The following is a 20,063-nucleotide window of genomic DNA, read 5'->3' as shown; positions in this document are numbered from 1 at the left end:
CTTAAACCTGAAGACGGCGGGTTGGCAGCAGGCCGGTGACGGCTTGCAGGCGCTTGGCGATGTCCAGCAGCTGCCGCTCGCTGTCGCGACGGCCCATGATCTGCACGGCCAGCGGCGCTTTGCCGTCGGCGCTCAGGCAGATCGGCACGGTGATGGCCGGCAGGCCGCTGAAGCTGGCCAGCGGGGTGAAGCTGATTTTCTGTTCATAGCCAGGTTCGGCCGGCGACGGGATGGTCGAGTCGCCTGGCTGCGGGTTGCGTCGGTCGAACGGCCGGTTAGGGTCCATGGGGAACACCACGAAGTCCACCTGGGCCTGGTCGAACCAGGCGTCGATACCGCCGCGAAGGGTGTCCATGCGCTGGTGGATGCGCTGGTAGTCGCTGTCGCTGACGCCCTCGCCTACCTGCAGTGCGCTGAGCGTGGACCAGTGCAGCTCGCAGTCGAAGCGCCGCGCCCAAGCCGCCGAAGCCAGCCAGGCATCACGCGCACAGAGTTGCCAGGCGTCACCGCGGCAGGCCCAGAGCTCGGGCATGGCGACTTCACCGGGCGCCATGCCCAGGTCTGCCAGCGCGCTACGCGCCTGGCCGAGCATGTCGAGCATTGCCGGGCTGGTCAGCGCCGGGTCCAGCGCGTGCTCCAGGATGGCGACCCGGTAGCGTTCCTTCAGGGGTTGTTGTTGGCCGAGCAGCGGCTCCAGCCCCAGCAGCGGGAACAGCACATCGAGATCGTCTGCGCTGCGGGTGACCCAGCCCAGTGCATCCATGCGTGGCGACAACGGGAACACACCAGCCAGGCTTTCGGACTTCTGGGTCATGCGCAGGCCGACCATGCCGCAGTGCGAGGCCGGCCAGCGTACCGAGCCCAGCACGTCGGTGCCCAGCGAGATATCACACAGGCCCGCCGCCACCGAAACCGCCGAACCTGTGCTGGAGCCGGACGGGTCGATGCTCGGGAAATGCGGGTTACGGCAGCCGGCGCCGAAGGCGATGTTCAGCTCGGTGGTGGCAACCTTGCTGGTCAGGGCGATGCGCGGGTCGAGGAAGGTCAGCGCCTCGGCACTGCGCTGCGGGTAGTGGCGGTAGCTGCGCAGGCCCAGGCGGGTCGGCAGGCCGGCGACGTCGACGGTGTCCTTGACGCCCAGGCGGTACCACGGCGCCAGGGCTTCGCGGGTGCTGGTCAGGCAACGGTAGTGGCTGTCGGCATGCACCGACCAGTGGCCGTACTGGGCCGCCCAGTCGGCCGCCAGCGCGGGGGTGCGCTGCAGCAATTCGTGGCGCTTGCGCAGGCTCAGCCCAAGGTATTCGGGCTGCTCGCGCCCGCGGCCGGCATCGGCGCCGCAGTTGCTGAGGTACTGGGTGATGGTGTCCTGGGTATTAGCGTGGGTCATGGGTGTATTCCTTGACAGTCGTTGTGGCCGCCCACGGCATTGGCTTGCCGGTGGCGGATAAAGGCAGGTCGCTGACGCGGCGCACGGCAACGGGCCGTGGATGGCCTGGGGGCAGCTGCCTGAATGCATCCAGTACCGCGCGTTCGCTGAGCGTGACGGAGCTGAACAGCACTTCGAACGCTTCGCCGCGCAGCGCATCACGCACCGCCACGCAGGCCAGCGTCGGGCAGTTCAGCTGCTGGCCAAGGTCGCGGGTCAGGCGAGCCAGATCGACACGCAGGCCGTTGACCTTGATCAGGCTGCTCGCCCGGCCCAGCCACGTGAAGCGGCGTGCATCCAGGGCCAGCACCTGGTCATCGCAGCAGTACGTGGCCGCAGGGCGCGGTTGGCCGTGCTCGCGAGCGATGCGCGGGCTGGCCACTTCGAGTGCACGCGGCTGGCCTGGCGTGCTCAGCAACGTGACATCGTCGAGCAGCGTCCAGGCCTGCTCCGGGCTGCTATGTGCCTGCAGCTCGCGGTAAGCCATGGCGCCGGTTTCGGTGGAGCCCAGCAGTTCGACAAAGCGCACGCGTGGCCCGGCATGGCGCTGCACAGTGGCCAGGGCGTCCGGTGGCAGCAACGAGGCGCTGTGCACCACCAGCACCGCACGGCGCGCCGAGAGCTTGGCCAGCAGCGCCGGCAGCACACGCCAGGTACTGGCAATGGCGAGGATCACGCACGGGCACTCGCCATCCAGGGCAGGCAGCCGTTGCTGCTCCAACGAGCAGGTGTGCAGGTGCGCGTTCAACACCCGCGCACCGACATCACCGAGGATCATCCCGTAGCTGTGGCTGGCCGGCGCAAAGGAGAAAATCTCCCGTGCATCCGGGGCCCAGTGGCCAAGGATCAAGGCTGCCTCGCGCTCCATCTGCGCCACGCTGCGCAGCCATTGGCGCGGCGCGCCGGTGGAGCCGGAGGTGGTAAACAGATGTTCGGCGCTCACTCGCTGGCCTGCAGGGTCAGTTGATCTTCCAGTTTCTGGCCGACGAATTGCTCCATTTTTTCCAGGGTTTCAAACCAGAAGCGCACATCGTCGCTGAGGTAATCCACCTCGATGTCGAAACAGCCCTCGATGGCGGTAATCACCTCGACGGCCATCAGGCTGTCGAAGCGCTCGCCAAGGAAGTCGCGGAAGCTGTCGCGCTTGTCGATGGCGTCGACCTCATCGCCAAGCAACTGGGCGAGGGTCTGACGAATGCGCTGTTCAATGCTGAGGTCGTTCACGAGCCGGTCTTTCCTTGTGGGTGGGCAGCGTTGGTCAATTCCGCGCCGGCACTGAAGAACACGTGCTCGGGCAGGATCGGGTCGAAATGCAGGTAGATGAAGGCGTTGGGGTAGTGCGTGCGCAGGCAGGCGTGCAGCCCTTCGGCCAGCGCCTGGTGGGCCTGCCGGTCGCGCGCCGCAGCCAGGGTAATGCGCACATGGAACTGCGCCGGCAAGCCATCGTGGTCGGTGATCGGCAGCGGCATGCCGGCGCTGAACACGCACCCCTCCGGCAAGGGGTTGAAGAACACCATGCAGTGAGCAGTCTCTGCGCCAAGGGCTTTGAGCAGCCGGGTAAAGGCCAGGGCCAGGCGCTTGCGCGCCAGCGGTTGCAGCGCTGCGCTGGAAACATTGAGGGTTGGCATGTCAGGTCCTTACGACAACTGCAAACTGGGCAGGCATTGCTGTCGGCCCTCGGCAAAGGCTTCGAGCAGGCGGCCCAGGCAGGCCGACAAGGCATCGACCCCTTGCAGGAACAGCGGTGACCAGGCGTGGCCCGCGGGGCCGCAGACCTTGTCGAGGAAGTACCGCAAATGCGGCAGGTCCACCGTCAGGCCGAGGTCAGCGGCCAGTGCCACGGCCTGGTAGGTGCTCAGCAGGTCGGGAATGCGCTGGCCCTGGTTGGCGAAACCACCCTGCCGCACCTTGTGGGCGGCCAGTAGCTCGGTGGCTGCCTGCGTGACGTCGTGGCCAATGTAGGCGAGGCACGCCAATGCCTGCAGCCCGGCGCGCAAGGAAGTTTCGCCACGCGGGAACGATGCATAACCCTGCACCTGCCGGCAGCTGGCCACGTAGCGTTCGAGAGCCTCCCGATCGACACCGCTGTTGTCGCCCAACTGGCGCAGGATCGACACGGCCGAGGCGGTAGACACCATGTCCGAACCGCGCCCCTCCCAGAAGCCGAAGCCTCCATCGGGGTTCTGCAGCGAGGCCAGCCAGTGGCCGATTGCCTGGCGCGGCCCAGGCCTGCCACCGAAGGCACCGGCGGCCAGGCCCCAATTGGTGCAGCGCACCTCGGCGCCCCGGCCGGGCATGTACATGATCCCCGGCTCGTTGGGCATCTGGCAGCCTTCGATCCAGCGCAAGGCGCCATCGCGCTGCGCCGCCGGCAGGCTGTCACCCAGCAGCGCAGCCGCAGTGGTGAGCACATCGTGCGCGGTGTCAGCCAAGCGATAGGTGTAGCCGCCCTGGGGCATCGACAAGGTTGCAACGAAGGCAGCCACCTCGTCAGCCAGGTGCGCCACCGGCTCACCCATGGCCTTCAGTGACCCTACGGCACAGAACGCTGCCCAGACATCCTCACCGTCATAACCTGCCCAGCGCACGAAGGCGCCGGTCGGGCCGCGCAAGCTGTCGATCCATTCCGCGCAGCGCCGGCGGCCCAGTGGCTGCGCCTGCAGGCCCGCGAGGCTGGCCGTGGCGCGATAGGTCGCCCACAGGCAGGGTACTTGTGCCGCTTCGCTGAAGCGGAAACCGCCACACTCCATCTGTTGCGCCTGCAACCAGCCGATCAACCGTGGCAGGTCCCATTGGGGGGCCGGCAAGCCTTGGCGTTGCAGCGCGCGGGCGGCCATCACACCATAGAAGCAGGCGCGGGTATCGGCGAGGTTGCGCCGGGCAAACTCGGCGGACCAGCTGAGGCCGCCATTGGCACATTGCAGGCCCTCCAGCCAGGCGTACAGGCGCTCGGTGTCCAGCACCTGGCCCTGGCAAACTTCGATCAAGGTCCGCAGCGCATAGTGGCTGGCCCAGACATCGGCCGTCTGCCCGGGGCACATGGCGTAGGCGTCGCCGTCGAACAGCGTATGCAGCCACGCCGCCGTCTCGTCGCGGCGTTCCACTGCAACGCCCAGGTCGTGCAGTGTTTCGGTGCAGTAGAAGGTGGCCCAGGCATCGGAAGGCATGCCCTTGCTCCAGGCAAAGCCGCCATCTCGGTTGCGCCGTGACTGGATGTACGCCTGCAGCGCCGGGGCGTCGGCCTGGTCGAGCCGTTCGACCCATGCCAAGGTGCGTATCGCAGCATAGGTGCACCACAAATCCGGCTGGCCGTTGCCCAGGCCCTGCCCTTGGGGAAACCGCGGTGGCATCATTACTGGCCACCGACAAAGCGCAGGTTGGTCTTCTTCCAGCTCTTTTGCGATGCACCGCTCTTGTTCAGCGCCGACAGGTTGTTGACGAACAGCACCCGGCTCCAGCGCAACCCCATGTGCTGCTCGGACCGCTCCAGCAAATCGGCCTGCAGCTGGGCTTCCTGGCTGATGTCCCAACCCACATCGCGCTCCAGAATCAGCGCAGCACTGTCGCTTTGGCGATCCACTTCGATGACATAGCCGGTGGCATCGCAAGCGCCGTATACCACCTCCTCGACCGCGCGAATTTCCAGGGGTACACCGCCAACCACGATGCTGTCGCTGTCGCGCCCGTTGATCAGCAGGCCCGGGCTGGCCCGGCCCGGCTCCCAGGGGGCGGTGATGGTCACGCTGTCGCCGGTATCCAGGCGCAACAGCGGCCGGGCATACAGGTTGAGCGGCGTCACCACCAGCCGGCCCGTGAGGCCTTCGGCCGGGGTGACCAGCCGGCCATCGGGCAACAGCAGCTCGAAATAATTGGTGGCGGTGGCCAGGCGCATGTGCAGGTCTTCGCCCACTGCCGCGAGGGTACCGGTTTCGGTGCTGCCGTAGCTGGCGTCGAACACCTCGCACTGCCACCACCGCGCCAGGCGCTCACGCAACGGCTGGGTGTTGACCTCGCCAAGCAACATGATCGCGCGCACGGAGCCCGCGAACGTCTGCAGCAGTTCACGCTGTTTCAGGTAGCGGGTCAGTTGCACCAGTACGCCGGGGGCGATGAACAGCACTGTCGGCTTATAGGTATCGAAGGTTTTGCACACCCGCTCCCAGTCGGTAATACCGGTGGTGAACGGGTAAAGGCGCACGTGGGAAACGTCCAGGTATTCGCAGACGTTGGCGATCAGGTCGCCGACCGGGACGATGTCCGATGGCATCAGGTTGGCCACCCGCGTACCGGGGCGCAGCACGGCGCGCCAGTGGCTGGCGACGCTGACGGCGTTCCAGATGATGTCCTCTTTCAACCGCGGCGTCGGCGTCGGCTCGCCGGTCGTGCCGGTGGTGGCGTAATACTTCGCTGCCTCGCCAAGTTCGACCGTGCAGAAGTTCAGCGGCTGGCTTTTGAGTAAGCCCTTGGCCGTCGGTGGCAAGTGCTTGAACGCGCTGTAACTGTATTGGCCTATGTGTGCGTAGTGGGCGCTGTGTTGTGCTCGCGTCCATACTGCTTGCAACTTGCGTTCATAAAATGCGGCGTCGGGAATGTGCCCCGCCTGCAGCTGAAGCTCGCGTTCCGCGTCCTTCAGTACGCCGTAATCCTGGTCGCTGTGAACTAACATCGACTCGCCCTCTCGAATAAACAGCGCAGAGAATTGGCGAGTGCCCGGCCCAAGTAAAATACTTATTTGAACCCGGCGGTGATAGTTCAAAAGTATTATTCAACACTATAACCCGGTTTATTCTGATTGGTACGTGGGTATTTTCTGGTCGTTAGCGTCGATTCACCTCGCAAACCCGGTGAGATATCAGACAAAGATATTTAATGTATTTCCCAAGCCGTGTCCGCCCTGCGCACTATCGCCGCCAGCTGCTCCCCAGGCAGATCAAGCGAAGCACCTCTCAGGAGAGACACACCATGCTGACCCCCACCGCCGCAGTGGCGGACGCCCAGGCAACCTGGACGATCGACTCATGGCGCAGCTGCACTGCCCTGCAACAACCCTGCTATGACGACCCGCACGCTTTGCGCCAGGCACTCGACGCGCTTGCACTGCGCGCGCCGCTGTTGGGCGCGGAGCGCATCCTGCAGCTCAAGGCGTTGCTCGCCCAGGCCCAACAGGGCAAGCGGTTCGTCCTGCAACTGGGGGACTGCGCCGAGCGCTTCGAGCACAACGATCTTGCGCAAAGCACGCGGCAAGTGGCGCTGCTGCAGCAGATGAGCCAGGTACTGATGCACGGCCTGCAACTGCCGATCGTGCAGATTGGTCGCCTCGCCGGGCAATATGCAAAACCTCGCTCCAGTGATATCGAGCAGCGTGATGGCGTGAGCCTGCCGGTGTATCGCGGCGACATCGTCAACCAGTATTCCTTCAGCCCTGAGGCGCGTCGGCCTGACCCGCAGCGCCTGTTGCAGGCGCATGCCCACTCGGCGCTGACCCTGCAACACCTGCACACGCTGCAGGCGCAGGGCATCGACAACCTGTTGCCGGCCGAATGCTGGCCGCTCGACTGGCTCGCACAGGCGCAGGATCAGCAGCGGCTTCGCCCGCTGTTGGCAGAAGTCCATGGCACCCTGCGATTCATGCGCACCTTGGCAGGCTCCCAGCCGGGCGAATTCCTGCACCGTGAGCTGTACGTGTCCCACGAAGCCCTGTTGCTGGAATACGAACAGGCGCTGACGCGGCAAAACAGCGATGGCGACTGGTTCAACCTGGGCACCCACCTCCCTTGGATCGGCCTGCGTACCGCACAACCCGACGGTGCACATGTCGAGTACCTGCGCGGGCTGGCCAACCCGGTGGCGGTGAAGGTAGGTATTGAGACCGACCCCGAGCAGCTACAGCGGTTGATCGCACGGCTCAACCCCTCCAACGAACCTGGCCGGCTGACGCTGATCCACCGCCTGGGCGCTGCCCACCTGCAAGACCACCTGGGGCCGCTGATCGAAACGGTTCAGGCAACCGGTGCACAGGTGCTGTGGCTGTGCGACCCGATGCACGGCAACACCCGCACCCTGCCCTGCGGCACCAAGACCCGCGCCTTCGACGACATCCTCGCAGAGGTCGCCGGCGCGTTCGCCGTGCATGCTCGCCATGGTTCGGCCCTGGGCGGTTTGCACCTGGAAGCCAGCGGTGACGACGTCACCGAATGCCTGGGCGGCGCCGCGGACCTGCAACCCGCTGACCTTGCCCGGCGCTATGTGAGCCAGGTCGACCCGCGGCTCAATCGCGATCAGGCCATGGAACTTGCGCTGCGCGTGAGCCTTGACGCCACCACGTGGCGACAGCGCCCTTGAACCTGTAAGGATTACGTTCACCCCATGCCAACCGTCATCTATGTGTTTTCCCTGTGTACCTTCACCTTCGGGCTTTCGGAGTTCGTGGTGGCAGGGCTGGTTTCGGCCATGGCCGAAGACTTGGGTACTTCGACCACCGCCGTCGGCTCGGCCATCGCGGCCTATGCCCTGGGCGCGGCCATCGGCGCGCCACTGCTGACCGCGTTGCTGCTCAACTGGCGAGACCGTACTTCACTGTCGCTGACCTTGGCCGTGCTGGCTGTCGGCAGCCTGGCGTTCGCCTGGGTCGAACAGTTGTGGACAGTGAACCTTGTCCGCTTCGTCATCGGCCTGGCGCATGGCGTTTTCATGGCAATCGCGGCCGACGTGGCGGTCAAACTGGTCGACGCGCCCCGCGCAGGCCGCGCCTTGTCGCTGGTGTGGCTGGGGCTGACCCTGGCGCTGGCCCTGGGTGTGCCACTGGGGACGTTGCTCGGCAGCCTGTGGTCGTGGCGGGCCATCTTCGTCGCGCTGGGCGTGCTGGGCTTGCTCAGTTTGCTCGGGCTGGTGCGCCTGATGCCCCGGCAAGCGGCGGCGCCACTGCCCGCTGGCGGTCGGCTGGCAGGCGTGGCTGCGCTGATGCAACGGCCGCTGCTGGCGGCAGCCGGCATCGCCATGCTGGTGAGCGTGGCAACCTTTTCGTTCCTGACCTATGTGTCACCGTTTCTGCTGCAGGTGACGCAAGGCGGCGTGAGGTTGTTGAGCCTGGCGATGTTGATGTTTGGTGCCGCGACCATGCTCGGCAACGTGCTGGGTGGCGTTCTGGCGGACCGCTTCGAAGCCGGGCGTTGCCTGAAAATAGCCCTGGGGTTGCTGGCTGCCAACCTGGCGCTGCTTTACCTGGGCCGTGAACACGCGTGGGCGGTGGTGCTGCTGGTTGGCGTGCTGGGAGCAGTCTTCTTTGCCATCGTCACCTTGTCGACCCTGCGCCTGCTTGGGTTTGCGAAGCAGTTGGCACCCCATGCTACCGGTGTGGCATCTGGGTTGAGCATCGCGGCATTCAACCTCGGCACGGCGCTAGGGGGTGCGCTGGGGGGCTGGATGATTGAACGGGTTGGGCTGGCTTACCTGCCGTTGGCGGGCGCTGCAGCGGGGTTGCTTGCGCTGGGCTTGTTGATGGCTCAGCCAGGCAAAACGCGATCTGGGTTGCAGCAAGTAGAACGGGAGGCCTAGGGGCGCATAGCGCCCCCAAAATCCCAACTGGGTCAAGGTTTCCCAGCACAACGCCAAACCCGGCCGATATCACCGGCCCGTGCCTGCAGCAACTGCGCCGCATCGGCACACGCCTGCTCCAGGGTCATCGGCCCGCTGGCCAGGGCAAACGCTGCATCGATACCGTGTGCATACAGCTGCTGATACCCCTCACCCAACGTACCTGCCAGCACCACCACCGGCACGCCGTAGCGCTTGGCGACCCGCGCCACGCCCATCGGTGTCTTGCCCCGCAAGGTCTGGGCGTCGAAGCGCCCTTCGCCGGTGATCACCAGGTCGGCGCCTTGTACCAGCGCATCGAGGCCGGCCAGCTCGGCCACCACTTCAACCCCCGGGCGGAATTGCGCGCCCATGAAGGCCTTGGCCGCAAAGCCCATGCCGCCGGCTGCGCCGCTGCCTGGCTGCTCACGCACATCCTTGCCCAGCACCTTCACGCAGTGGTCGGCGAAGTGCCCCAACGCTTGATCCAGCGCCTGCACCTGCTGCGGGCTGGCGCCTTTTTGCGGGCCAAAAATCGCCGAGGCGCCATTGGGCCCACACAGCGGATTGTCGACGTCGGCCGCCACTTCGACCTGCACCTGCGCCAAGCGCGGGTCGAGGCCGCTGGCATCGATGCGCGCCAAACCGGCCAAGGCCAGCCCACCCTCTTCCAGCGCCTGGCCATCGGCATCCAGCAAGCGCAGGCCCAAGGCCCGCAACATGCCGCTGCCGCCGTCGTTGGTGGCGCTGCCGCCAATCGCCAGCACGATACGCTGCGCGCCCGCAGCAAGCGCAGCCGCGATCAGCTCGCCAGTGCCCCAGGTGGTGCTGCGGCAGGCATCACGCTGCGCACTCGGCACCAGCTGAATGCCGCTGGCCTGGGCCATCTCGATGATGGCCGTGCGGCTCTCGGCCAGCCAACCCCAGCCGGCCTCGACACGTTGCCCCAGTGGCCCGCGCACGTTCAGGCGGCGCAGTTCGCCGTGGCTGGCGGCAACAATCGCCTCCATGGTGCCTTCGCCGCCATCGGCCATGGGGCACTCGACCAGTTCGGCAGCCGGCAACGCGTCGGCAAGGCCAGTGGCGATGGCACGGGCGACGCCGGCAGCGTCGAGGCTGTCCTTGAACGAGTCGGGGGCGATGACGATCTTCATGGGGATTCTCCTGTCCAGATGACCGGCATGCTGACAGCTGCGCCGCGCAAGGGCCTCGGTCGGATGCACAAAAGCGCCGACGGGTTGTTTGGGCAAATGCCTTTGCCGGCAGTCAATCGGCAGGCAACAGCTGCAAGCCCAGGTACAGGCTCAACATGCCTTCCATGCGCAGCGGGTCCACTTCACCCAGCTCGGCAATGCGCTCCAGGCGGTAGCGCAAGCTGTTGCGGTGGATGCCCAGGGCATCGGCACAGGCCTGGCTCTGGCCATCGTGTGCACACCAGGCGCGCAAGGTTGCGAGCAATTGCCCGGTAGCATCCTTGGCGCGAATACGGTGCAGCGGTTCCAGCAGCTCATCCAGCGCATCTTCATTGCGATGGCGCCACAGCAAGGCCGGCAGGCGGTAGCGGGCAAGGCTCAGCAGCTGCTCGTTGGGCAGCACTTCACGGCCGTAGGCAAGCAAGTCGCGAACACGTCGGTAGCCGCGGCGCAATTGTTCCAGGCTCTGCGCCGGGCTGCCCAGCGCCAGGCGCTCGATCTCCCAGCCAGCGCGCTGCACGCGTTCGAACAGGCGCTCTTCGTCCAGCACCACCCCGGCCGGGCGGCACCACAGCAGCGAATCCCGCGCCGGGCTGACGCACCAACTGTCCGGGTAGCGGCTCAGCAACCAGGCCGCCAACGCTTCGGCGGGAGGGCCTGCGTACAGTTCGAACAAACACGGAATGCGTGGCAACTGCGGCTTCAGGCCCAGCTGCTGCGCTTCATCCAGCAGCCGTGGCGAGTCACCCGTGCCGCCCAACAGCAGGGCCAGCAGGTCGTCACAACGTTGGCGCCGCCATTGCTGTTCAACCTGCAAGTGGCGTTGCGCAAGCAGCATTTCGGCGGTCATGCGCACCAGCTCGCCATAGGTGCGCATCTGCTGCGGGTCGCCGGTCAGCCCGAGTACGCCGATCAGCCGGCCATCGAGCATCAGCGGCAGGTTGACCCCCGGCTGCACGCCTTTCAGGCATTTGGCGGCGTCAACGTCCAGTTCGACGATGCGGCCATTGGCCAGGACCAGCTGCGCACCTTCGTGGCGGGTATTGATGCGCTCCGGCTCGCCACTTCCCAGAATCAGCCCCTGGCTGTCCATGACATTGACGTTGCACGGCAGGATGGCCATCGCCCGATCAACGATATCCTGCGCCAGGTCATGGTCGAGTTCGAACATTCAGCGATCCTTGTGGGTGGTAGGCTTTGTACCTCGGCACAGCAGGCCAGGCCCATGGCTGTGCAAAAGCACAAAGACAGGCGCGTCGCACTCCCCGAGACTCGTCAGGGCGAGCGCCGGCACAGGCGACGCGGCGACAACCATAACAACAGAGAACCCGATCATGGCACACAGCCCCGCCCCTGACCAAGGCACGGACATCACCCGCAACGCGCTCTACCGGCGCATCACCTTGCGGCTGATCCCGTTCATTTTCATCTGCTATCTCTTCAACTACCTGGACCGCGTCAACGTCGGCTTCGCCAAGCTGCAGATGCTCGACGCGCTCAAGTTCAGCGAAACCGTCTACGGCCTCGGCGCCGGGATTTTCTTCATCGGCTACGTGCTCTGCGGCCTGCCGAGCAACCTGGCGCTCAACCGCTTCGGCCCGCGGCGCTGGATTGCGGCAATGATGATCGCCTGGGGCAGCCTTTCGACCTGCCTGCTGTTCGTCACCACACCCACCGAGTTCTACACCCTGCGTTTGCTCACCGGCGCGGCCGAGGCCGGGTTCTTCCCCGGCGTGGTGCTGTACCTCTCGCGCTGGTTCCCGGCAGACCGCCGTGGCCGCATCATGGCCTTGTTCATGTCGGCGATCCCGGTGTCGGGCCTGCTCGGTGGGCCGTTCTCCGGCTGGATCCTCGAGCACTTCGCCGCCGGCCAGCATGGCCTGGCCGGCTGGCAATGGATGTTCCTGATCCAGGGCTTGCCGACGGTTGCGCTGGGCGTGCTGGCCTTTGGCATGCTCAGTGATGGTTACCAGAAAGCCGCGTGGCTGAGCCCAGCCGAACGCCAGCTGATCGAGGCCGACCTCAAGGCCGACGCCGCCAGCAAACCCGCCACCCGTGGTGATGGCGTGCTGGCCGTGCTGACCAACCCGCTGATCTGGACCTTCGGCTTTATCTACTTCTGCATCCAGAGCGGCGTGTACGCGATCAACTTCTGGCTGCCGTCGATCATCAAGAGCATGGGCTTCGACAACCCGTTGCTGATCGGCTGGCTCAGCGCCATTCCGTATTTGCTGGCGGGTGTGTTCATGATCCTCTGCGGCCGCTCGGCAGACCTGCGCAACGAGCGCCGCTGGCACCTGGTGGTGCCGATGCTGATGGGCGCCCTGGGCCTGCTGATCGCGGTCAACTTCGCCGCCAACCCGACCATCGCCATCCTCGGCCTGTCCATTGCCACCATGGGCGCCCTCACCGGCCTGCCGATGTTCTGGCCGATGCCGACGGCGCTGTTGAGTGCCAGTGCCGCCGTTGCCGGCTTGGCGATCATCAACTCGGTGGGGCAGATGGCCGGGTTCCTCAGCCCGTACCTGGTCGGTTTCATCAAGGACCAGACCGGCTCGACCGACGCTGCGCTGTACTCGCTGGCCGCGCTGATCGTACTGGGCAGCCTGGTCGCCCTGCGCATTACCCGCGCCGGCGCCTTGAACGCTGCTCGGGCACACTGAACCGTCAACGGGGCCGCGCTGCGGTCCCGTTGCTTAACCTCTCGTAACAATCCCGCCTCGTCCGTTCGGTAACTTTTCCGACATCAAGCCTTAGGCATCTGTTAAAAAACCCCACATGCCTAGCCTATTCCTTACCCACCTGCGCCGTCGCTGGCTCACCTGGCTGTGTGCCAGCCTGCTGGTCATCGGCCTGCCTTCCGGTTGCGCCGTGCTGCAGCATAAAGAGCGCGAGCTGGTATTTCGCATCGAGCCCGGCCAGGCCAGCTGGTTCCGTGGCCTGCCCAGCGGCGTGCAGGAACTGGACCTGCGCCCGCGCAGTTTCGCCGACAACCAGAGCCTGCACGCCTGGTGGTGGCCCGCCCGGCGCGCTGATGCGCCGGCCATCCTGTACCTGCACGGTGTGCGCTGGAACCTCACCGGCCAGCTGTTCCGCATCGAGCAGCTGCATGCCATGGGCTATTCGGTGCTGGCCGTGGATTACCGCGGGTTTGGCCAGAGCCGTGGCGGCCTGCCGTCCGAGGCAACGGTGTATGAAGATGCACGAATTGCCTGGGAGCGCTTTGCCCAGCTGCAACCGGATGCCGACAAGCGCCTGATCTTCGGCCATTCCCTGGGCGGCGCCGTGGCGGTCGAGCTGGCTTCCGAGCTGGCCCGCCAGGCGCAGAAAGACGGTACCCAAGCGCCGGCACGCGGCCTCATCCTCGAATCGACCTTCACCTCCCTTGGCGATGTCGCCGCCGCAGTGGCCGACACCACGCTACCGGTGCGCTGGTTGCTGTCGCAGAAATTCGATTCGCTGGACAAGATCAAGGACGTCGGCCTGCCGCTGTTGCTGGTGCACGGCCTGGACGACCGCTTCGTGCCGCCGCGCTTTAGCCAGCAGCTGTTCGAGGCCGCACAGGAGCCCAAGACCTTGCTGCTGGTGCCGGGGGCCACGCACAACAACAGCATGAGCCTGGCAGGGCAGCGTTATCGTCGAGCGATACAGGCGCTGCTTTGAGGGCACCGCGACGCCCGCCTGGGCTTGGCATGTAGGAGCTGGCTTGCCTGCGATCGGCTGCGAAGCAGTCGTAAACCCTGTATCCGCATTCCGTCTGGCACTGCGCTAATACCGACTTTACGACTGCTGCGCAGCCGATCGCAGGCAAGCCAGCTCCTACAACAACGACCACGATAGGTAATTATTCGGGTGTGCAGCCTATTGCACCGGCAAGAAGTTCATCAACAACAAGCTCTGCGCATAGTTGAGCCCAATGCGCCGGTAACGCTCATCCAGCAACTGCGCCAGCAAATCCAGCCGGGCCACGATCTTGCCGAACTCCACCGCAAAACTCAGGTTGCTGCCCTCTTCCGATATCTCGTTGGAGAACAGCAGCAACACGCCGTTGGCATCCTGACGCTGGCTCAGCATCCAGGTGGCCTTCTCGATGTTGCGCGCCGCGTTGTTGACGAACAGCGGGTCGATGGTGTCGGTCATGTAGAACTCGGTACGCCCCCCGTGCGCGGTGACCAGCATGCTGCCGATGGCGTAGATGAACGCGCCCACCCGGTCGCCGCGAAACTCCGGGCTCAGGGCATAGCTCAACGCGGCCAGGTCGCGGCGGTTGCCCAGCTGGGCCAAGGGTTGGCGCTGTTCGATGGCGATGCGGAGCTGCCGCTCGGCGGTGGCGGCATCCAGGTAGCCAGACATCTTCCACTGGCTGGGGTTGCGCAGGTACAGCTTGTTCATCAGCAGGTACAGGCTTTGCAGGTTGTCGCGCATGGCCAGCGTCGCCATGCGGTCCACGCTGGTCTGGAACAGCTCGCTGGGCTTGCCGTTGCCGAACTGGCTGACAATGTCCTGGCCTTGCTGCTGGGTGCAAGCGCCGAGGCAGAACAGTGCGCCTGCCAGCAGCAGGCGCGGGAGCATTTGAGATGTGGTTGCAACCATCGGCACCGGGGTCGAAATCGGCGGCGGCGCTGGGGATCGGCGCGGCCTGGCCATGCATAGAGCCCGGAAAGCAGAAAAAGTGCGATGTTGCCAGGCCCGTTCCTACAAGTGGATAACCTGTAGGCGCGGGCTTGCCCGCGAAGAGGCCCGCGACAACACAACAATCACATGGCGTGACGCAACATCTCCACCACCTGCGCATGCAACACCGGGTCACCACAGGCCACCACACACCCGCCGTGCTGCGCCGAGCTGCCATCCCAGGCGGTGATCACCCCGCCCGCCCCTTCGATGATCGGTATCAGCGCCTGCACGTCATACGGTTGCAGGCTGGCCTCGACGATCACGTCGACAAAGCCCGACGCCAGCATGCAGTAGGCGTAGCAGTCGCCACCGTAGCGCATCAGGCGCGCCTTGCCGGCCACCGCTTCGAAGGCTGCCTTGCGCTCAGCCGTGTCGAACATGTCTGGCGTGGTGCACATCAGCGTGGCCGAGGCCAGGTCTGCACAGGCCCGGGCCTTCAACGGCGTACCACTGCGCCAGGCGCCCTGTGGGGTGCCGATGAAGCGTTCGCCTGTGAACGGCTGGTTCATCACACCCACCACCGGGCGCGTACCATCGTTCAAGGCGATCAGCGTGCCCCACAGCGGCAGGCCGGTGATGAAGGCGCGAGTGCCGTCGATAGGGTCCAGCACCCAGGTCAGCGGGCTACTGCCAAGCGCCACGCCCTGCTCCTCACCCAATATGCCGTGCGCCGGGTAGCGGGCCTGGATCAGTTCACGCATGGCGTCTTCGGCCGCCTTGTCGGCCACGGTCACCGGGTCGTACAGGCGCCCCCCTTTGTCCTCCACGTCCAGGCTGGCGCGAAAGTACGGCTGGATCGCCGCTGCAGCGGCATCAGCCAACTGCTCGGCAAAGGCGCGGTATTCGCCGATCTGTTCAGCACTCAGGGACATGGGGCAGGCCTCGTGAAAAAGATGGGGCTGCATCATACCCGACAACCCGCGCCGCAGTAGATGCCCGCGCCTGGCAGCCATTATTCTGCCACTATTCCAACTTCATTTAACGGTCACTCATTCGTTGTACTAGGATATGAACCACCTCCCGCCACAGGCCCAGGATGCAGGCCGGCAATTCGGTGGGAGTCTGCACCTCGACACCTCAGGGATGACACGATGAATTCGCACTTGCTCTACCCGCAGATCGGCAAAGTGATTGCCAGCACCGGCAGCCGCCAGTTCCCACGCATGTTGCACGACCTGATCCACGCGCATCTGAGCATCGATGCCACACAGATACGGCAACTGCCCGCAGCCAACACGGATGCAGCGTTGATCGATGAAACGGTTTTTTCTTCAGATCAGTGCCTGGAAGCCGGATTCACCGACCCGTCGCGCCTGCATTTGATTCGCCGCAAGGGCGATTCGCGGTTTGAGATCCAGGTTCTGCGCGGTGGCGCTACGTACAGTTTCTCGGCGCACGAGCGTAGCCGGCTGGATGACATCTCGCCGCTGCTGCTGCCGATGCTCGAAAAACACATCGCGGCCTTGAAGCCTGGCCCTGAGCGCAGTGCGCCAGAGAGCCTGCAGCAGCGCTTTCTCGACCGCCTGGCGCAGTCGGGGCTGAAACTGTCCGAGCGTGAGTGCCAGGTGTGCCTGGGCCTGCTGGCCGGGCATACCGCGCCGGAGCAGGCCGAACGGCTGGCGTTGAAGGTGAATACGGTGGAAAGCTACCTGCGCCGGGCGGCGATCAAGCTGGGGATTGCTGGCCGGCATTCGTTGATGCGCTGGATGTATGGTGACCGCTGATTATTCGTAGCCTGCACCGGCCTCTTCGCGGGGCAAGCCCGCTCCCACAGATACCTCGCTGACCCAAGGCAGTCAGCTGACTCAAGGCAGTGAAGATCCTGTGGGAGCGGGCTTGTCCCGCGAATGGGCCCGTACAAGCCAGTTCAATCCCGCGCCAATGCCTCGATCGGGTCCAGCCGCGCGGCATTGCGTGCCGGCACAAAGCCGAACACCACGCCAATCAGTGTCGAACAGGCAAACGCCATCACGATCGACCCGGGCGAGAACACCATCTCCCACTGCTTGACGAACAGCTCGAACAGCGAGCCAATCCCATACGACAAGGCAATCCCTACCACACCGCCAAACAGGCAGACCATCACCGCCTCCACCAGAAACTGCTGGCGAATGTCCGACTGGCGTGCGCCCACCGCCATGCGGATACCGATTTCGCGGGTGCGTTCGGTGACCGACACCAGCATGATATTCATCACCCCGATGCCCCCCACCACCAGCGAAATCACCGCGATCAGCGACAGCAGCAGGGTCAGCGAGCGGCTGGTTTTCTGCACCGTCTGCATGATGCTGTCGAGGTTGTTGGTGAAGAAGTCCTTGGTGCCGTGGCGCTGCAGCATCACCTTGGTCACCTCCTCCTCTACCCGTTTGCTCGGCACGCCGTCCTTGATGCGCACGCTGATGCTGTCCAGGTGGCGCTGGCCGAGCACGCGGCCTGCGGCGGTTTCGTAGGGCACCCAGATATTCAGCTGGTTGCTGGCGACGAACAGGTTCTTGTTCTCGGCGGTTACGCCAATCACCGTGCACGGCAGGTTGCCGACCAGGATCACCTGGCCGAGCGGGTCGATGTGCTGCCCGAACAGGCGCTTGCGGGTGTTGTGGTCGATCACCACCACCTGTGCCTGGCGCCGGGCGTCGTCGGCGCTGAACACGATGCCTGAGGCCAAGGGGATGTTGCGTACCTGGAAGTAGTGCTCGCTGACGCCGTTGAGCTGCACGTCGACATCCAGGTTGCGGTAGCGCACCAGGGTGCTCTGGCCGATCACCGGGGTGGCGCTGTCGACGTAGTAGAGTTCGTTCAACGCCGCGACATCGGCGGGTAGCAGGGTTTCGATGGTCTTGGCCCGGCTGTCGCCGAAGTTGCTGCCCGAGTAGATATCGATGGTGTTGCTGCCGATCGCCTGGATGTCCTTCAGCACATAGCCCTTGGCGCCCTCGCCGATGGCTGAAATGGACACCACCGAGGTGATGCCGATAACGATCCCGAGCATTGTCAGCAGGGTGCGCATGCGGTGCGAGACCAAGGCGATCCAGGCCATCTTGAACGCCTCGCGGAACATGCCCAGGCTGGCCACCAGGCGCCGCACGGCCGGTGCCTGCGGCGACGGTTCGACGGCTGGCGTGGGTAATGCTTCGGCGGCGTTGCGGCGGTCGCTGATGATCTGCCCGTCGCTGACCTCGATGATGCGCTGGGCATGGGCAGCCACCTTCGGGTCGTGGGTAACCAGAATCACCGTGTGGCCTGCGGCGTGCAGCTCCAGCAGGATGTTCATCACTTCCTTGCCACTGGCGGTGTCCAGGGCGCCGGTGGGCTCGTCGGCGAGGATCACCTGGCCGCCGTTCATCAACGCCCGGCAGATACTCACCCGCTGCTGCTGGCCACCGGAGAGCTGGCTGGGGCGGTGCTCGAGGTGCCCGGCCAGGCCCAGGCGCGTCAGCAGTTCGCGCGCGCGGTCGTGGCGCTGGCCTTGCGGCGTACCGGCATACACCGCCGGAATCTCCACGTTGTGCAGGGCGTCCAGGTGCGGCAACAGGTGATAGCGCTGGAAAATGAAGCCGAAATGGTCGCGGCGCAACGCGGCCAGGGCATCGTCGTCCAGCTCGCGGGTTTCCTGCCCGCCCACCTGGTAGCTGCCACTGCTGGCGTTGTCCAGGCAACCGAGAATGTTCATCAGGGTCGATTTGCCCGAGCCGGACGCACCGATGATCGCCACCAGTTCGCCGCTGCGGATGTCCAGGTCGATGCCCTTGAGCGCCAGAAACTCACGGTCGCCCGCCATGAAACTGCGGGTGACGCCTTGCAGGCGCAGCAAGGGCTCGCCGGTGCCGCTGGCAACTGCCCTGTGCGGGGTAAGCTCGACATTCATGTTCATGCTCAGGCCCCTGCTTCGCCAGACACCGGCTCGCCGATCACCACCCGGTCGCCTTCGGCCAGGCCGTCCTTGATCTGCACCTTGACGTTGTTGTTGATGCCGGTTTGCACGTTGCGCACCTGGGCGAAGCCTTTACCGTCGAGTACCCGTACCGGGAAGCTGCCATCGCCATTGCGCAGGCCCAGCGCCGCCACCGGCACGGTCAGCACGCCGGCGGCGGTGTCGAGGACGATATGCACCTGGGCGGTCATCGAGATGCGCAGGCGGTGCTCGGGGTTGGGCACTTCGAACAGCGCGTTGTAGAACACCGCGCCATTGGGCTTGGCGCTGCTGCCGTCGCTCTTGTCGCTGCTTTGTGCGTAGTTCTGCGGGGCAGGCTCGGTGCCGCGCAGCTTGGCGTAGTAGCGCTTGTCCTCGCCGAGGATGGTGAAGTACACCTCCTGGCCGGGGGTGATGTGGATCACGTCGGCTTCGGAAACCTGGGCCTTGACAGTCATGGTGTCGAGGTCGGCCAGCTTGAGCAGAATGGGTGCGAGCTGGTTGGCGATCACGGTCTGGCCTTCCTGGGTGACGATGCCGACCACATGCCCGGTAATGGGCGCGTTGATGCGGGTGTAGCCGAGGTTGACCTTGGCGGTGTCGATCTCGACACGGGCGCTCTGGATCTGCGCATCGAGCGAGCGTACGGCGGCCTGCTGCACCTCGTACTCCGATTCGGCGTTCTCGAAGTCCTGGCGCGACACCGACTCGTCGGCCTGCAGCTCGCGGTAGCGCTCGTAGACACGCCTGGCCTGCTTGAGCTGGGCCAGGGTCGAGCGCCGTTCGGCCTGCAGTTTTTCTTCATCGACCTCGGCCTGGCGCAAGGTGTTGCGCAACACCAGCGGGTCGATCTCGGCCAGCCACTGGCCCTGGTCGACCTTGTCGCCGAGCTTGACCTTGAGCGACTTCAACTGCCCGGAGACCTGGGCGCCGACATCCACTTGCTTGATCCCTTCAAGGGTGCCGGTGGCCAGCACCGCGTTTTCGATGTCGCCCCGCTCGACCGTGGCGGTGATGTACTGCGGCGCCTTGGCCGGCGCGTGGATGGCGTACAGCGCGATGCCGGCGACCAGGGCCACGGCGGCGCCGAGGGTGTATTTGCGGAATCTGGACTTGTCCATGAACACTCACTTTCCATTCAAAACATACACGTGTGGGTCTGCTCTGCAGCCCCATCGCCGGCTTGCCGGCTCCCGCAGATCCAGTGCTGCACCAGAGAGCACTGATGTACCTGTGGGAGCCGGCTTGCCGGCGATGAGGCCGCAAGCAGCAGTACAAGAAGTCG

The 20,063-nt window shown here is 65.2% G+C and carries 17 protein-coding genes; 5 read left to right on the top strand and 12 right to left on the bottom strand.

Features of this window, described 5'->3' with window-relative positions; translation table 11 throughout:
• Nucleotide 1: 1 nt before the first annotated feature.
• Genes ABEH27_RS09220 through ABEH27_RS09195 form a run of 6 tightly spaced genes read right to left on the bottom strand, consistent with a single transcriptional unit; the run spans nucleotide 2 to nucleotide 6,092 of the window.
• Complete coding sequence (locus ABEH27_RS09220; RefSeq protein ID WP_346613281.1) at nucleotides 2-1,387, bottom strand: amidase; 1,386 nt, start codon at nucleotides 1,385-1,387, stop codon at nucleotides 2-4.
• Nucleotides 1,374-2,369 carry an acyl-CoA synthetase gene (locus ABEH27_RS09215; RefSeq protein WP_346613280.1) on the bottom strand — a complete coding sequence of 332 codons (996 nt, stop codon included), beginning with the start codon at nucleotides 2,367-2,369 and terminating at the stop codon, nucleotides 1,374-1,376. Before ABEH27_RS09215 ends, ABEH27_RS09220 begins: the two co-directional genes overlap by 14 nt.
• Nucleotides 2,366-2,650: an acyl carrier protein gene (locus ABEH27_RS09210; RefSeq protein WP_346613279.1), complete on the bottom strand. Its 285-nt coding sequence runs from the start codon at nucleotides 2,648-2,650 to the stop codon at nucleotides 2,366-2,368. The genes ABEH27_RS09215 and ABEH27_RS09210 overlap by 4 nt, the downstream gene beginning before the upstream one ends.
• The gene (locus tag ABEH27_RS09205; RefSeq protein ID WP_346613278.1) at nucleotides 2,647-3,054 is read right to left on the bottom strand and encodes a hypothetical protein; all 408 of its coding nucleotides are present in this window, start codon (nucleotides 3,052-3,054) and stop codon (nucleotides 2,647-2,649) included. Before ABEH27_RS09205 ends, ABEH27_RS09210 begins: the two co-directional genes overlap by 4 nt.
• A gap of 9 nt (nucleotides 3,055-3,063) precedes the next feature.
• Nucleotides 3,064-4,779 (bottom strand): prenyltransferase/squalene oxidase repeat-containing protein, encoded by a 1,716-nt coding sequence (locus ABEH27_RS09200; RefSeq protein ID WP_346613277.1) that lies wholly within the window; start codon nucleotides 4,777-4,779, stop codon nucleotides 3,064-3,066.
• Nucleotides 4,779-6,092, bottom strand: coding sequence for an AMP-binding protein (locus ABEH27_RS09195; protein WP_346613276.1), 1,314 nt, complete (start codon nucleotides 6,090-6,092; stop codon nucleotides 4,779-4,781). The genes ABEH27_RS09200 and ABEH27_RS09195 overlap by 1 nt, the downstream gene beginning before the upstream one ends.
• A 296-nt stretch (nucleotides 6,093-6,388) precedes the next feature.
• Here ABEH27_RS09195 and ABEH27_RS09190 point away from each other — a divergent pair, with 296 nt between their 5' ends.
• A complete protein-coding gene (locus tag ABEH27_RS09190; protein ID WP_346613275.1) occupies nucleotides 6,389-7,768 on the top strand; it encodes a 3-deoxy-7-phosphoheptulonate synthase class II in 1,380 nt (459 codons plus the stop codon).
• 24 nt (nucleotides 7,769-7,792) lie between these two features.
• The gene (locus ABEH27_RS09185; protein ID WP_346613274.1) at nucleotides 7,793-8,980 is read left to right on the top strand and encodes an MFS transporter; all 1,188 of its coding nucleotides are present in this window, start codon (nucleotides 7,793-7,795) and stop codon (nucleotides 8,978-8,980) included.
• 32 nt (nucleotides 8,981-9,012) lie between these two features.
• Here the strand turns inward: ABEH27_RS09185 and ABEH27_RS09180 are convergent, their stop codons facing one another.
• Together ABEH27_RS09180 and ABEH27_RS09175 are read right to left on the bottom strand one after the other, a co-directional pair.
• Nucleotides 9,013-10,152, bottom strand: coding sequence for a glycerate kinase (locus ABEH27_RS09180; protein ID WP_346613273.1), 1,140 nt, complete (start codon nucleotides 10,150-10,152; stop codon nucleotides 9,013-9,015).
• A 112-nt stretch (nucleotides 10,153-10,264) separates the two neighbouring features.
• The gene (locus ABEH27_RS09175; protein ID WP_346613272.1) at nucleotides 10,265-11,362 is read right to left on the bottom strand and encodes a sugar diacid recognition domain-containing protein; all 1,098 of its coding nucleotides are present in this window, start codon (nucleotides 11,360-11,362) and stop codon (nucleotides 10,265-10,267) included.
• A gap of 163 nt (nucleotides 11,363-11,525) precedes the next feature.
• On the opposite strand from ABEH27_RS09175, the gene ABEH27_RS09170 reads away from it, so the two are divergent.
• Both ABEH27_RS09170 and ABEH27_RS09165 read left to right on the top strand, forming a co-directional pair.
• Nucleotides 11,526-12,854, top strand: a complete 1,329-nt coding sequence (locus ABEH27_RS09170) for an MFS transporter (RefSeq protein WP_346613271.1) — start codon at nucleotides 11,526-11,528, stop codon at nucleotides 12,852-12,854.
• A 115-nt stretch (nucleotides 12,855-12,969) separates the two neighbouring features.
• On the top strand, nucleotides 12,970-13,854 hold the full coding sequence (locus ABEH27_RS09165) for an alpha/beta hydrolase (protein WP_346613270.1): 885 nt from the start codon (nucleotides 12,970-12,972) through the stop codon (nucleotides 13,852-13,854).
• A 198-nt stretch (nucleotides 13,855-14,052) separates the two neighbouring features.
• Here ABEH27_RS09165 and ABEH27_RS09160 read toward each other — a convergent pair whose 3' ends face one another.
• Both ABEH27_RS09160 and hisN read right to left on the bottom strand, forming a co-directional pair.
• On the bottom strand, nucleotides 14,053-14,763 hold the full coding sequence (locus ABEH27_RS09160; protein ID WP_346613269.1) for a hypothetical protein: 711 nt from the start codon (nucleotides 14,761-14,763) through the stop codon (nucleotides 14,053-14,055).
• A gap of 185 nt (nucleotides 14,764-14,948) precedes the next feature.
• Complete coding sequence (gene hisN / locus ABEH27_RS09155; protein ID WP_346613268.1) at nucleotides 14,949-15,740, bottom strand: histidinol-phosphatase; 792 nt, start codon at nucleotides 15,738-15,740, stop codon at nucleotides 14,949-14,951.
• Between the two features lie 219 nt (nucleotides 15,741-15,959).
• Between hisN and ABEH27_RS09150 the strand changes: the two genes are divergently transcribed.
• Nucleotides 15,960-16,592 (top strand): helix-turn-helix transcriptional regulator, encoded by a 633-nt coding sequence (locus tag ABEH27_RS09150; RefSeq protein WP_346613267.1) that lies wholly within the window; start codon nucleotides 15,960-15,962, stop codon nucleotides 16,590-16,592.
• Between the two features lie 143 nt (nucleotides 16,593-16,735).
• Here ABEH27_RS09150 and ABEH27_RS09145 read toward each other — a convergent pair whose 3' ends face one another.
• Both ABEH27_RS09145 and macA read right to left on the bottom strand, forming a co-directional pair.
• On the bottom strand, nucleotides 16,736-18,739 hold the full coding sequence (locus ABEH27_RS09145) for a MacB family efflux pump subunit (RefSeq protein ID WP_346613266.1): 2,004 nt from the start codon (nucleotides 18,737-18,739) through the stop codon (nucleotides 16,736-16,738).
• A 2-nt stretch (nucleotides 18,740-18,741) separates the two neighbouring features.
• The gene (macA, locus tag ABEH27_RS09140) at nucleotides 18,742-19,899 is read right to left on the bottom strand and encodes a macrolide transporter subunit MacA (protein ID WP_346613265.1); all 1,158 of its coding nucleotides are present in this window, start codon (nucleotides 19,897-19,899) and stop codon (nucleotides 18,742-18,744) included.
• Nucleotides 19,900-20,063 lie beyond the last annotated feature (164 nt).

It is taken from the genome of Pseudomonas sp. P39-UII1, from assembly GCF_039672635.1.
GTDB lineage: Bacteria > Pseudomonadota > Gammaproteobacteria > Pseudomonadales > Pseudomonadaceae > Aquipseudomonas.
Note: the sequence above shows the minus strand (reverse complement) of the source record. Positions and strands in the feature narration are given on the sequence as shown.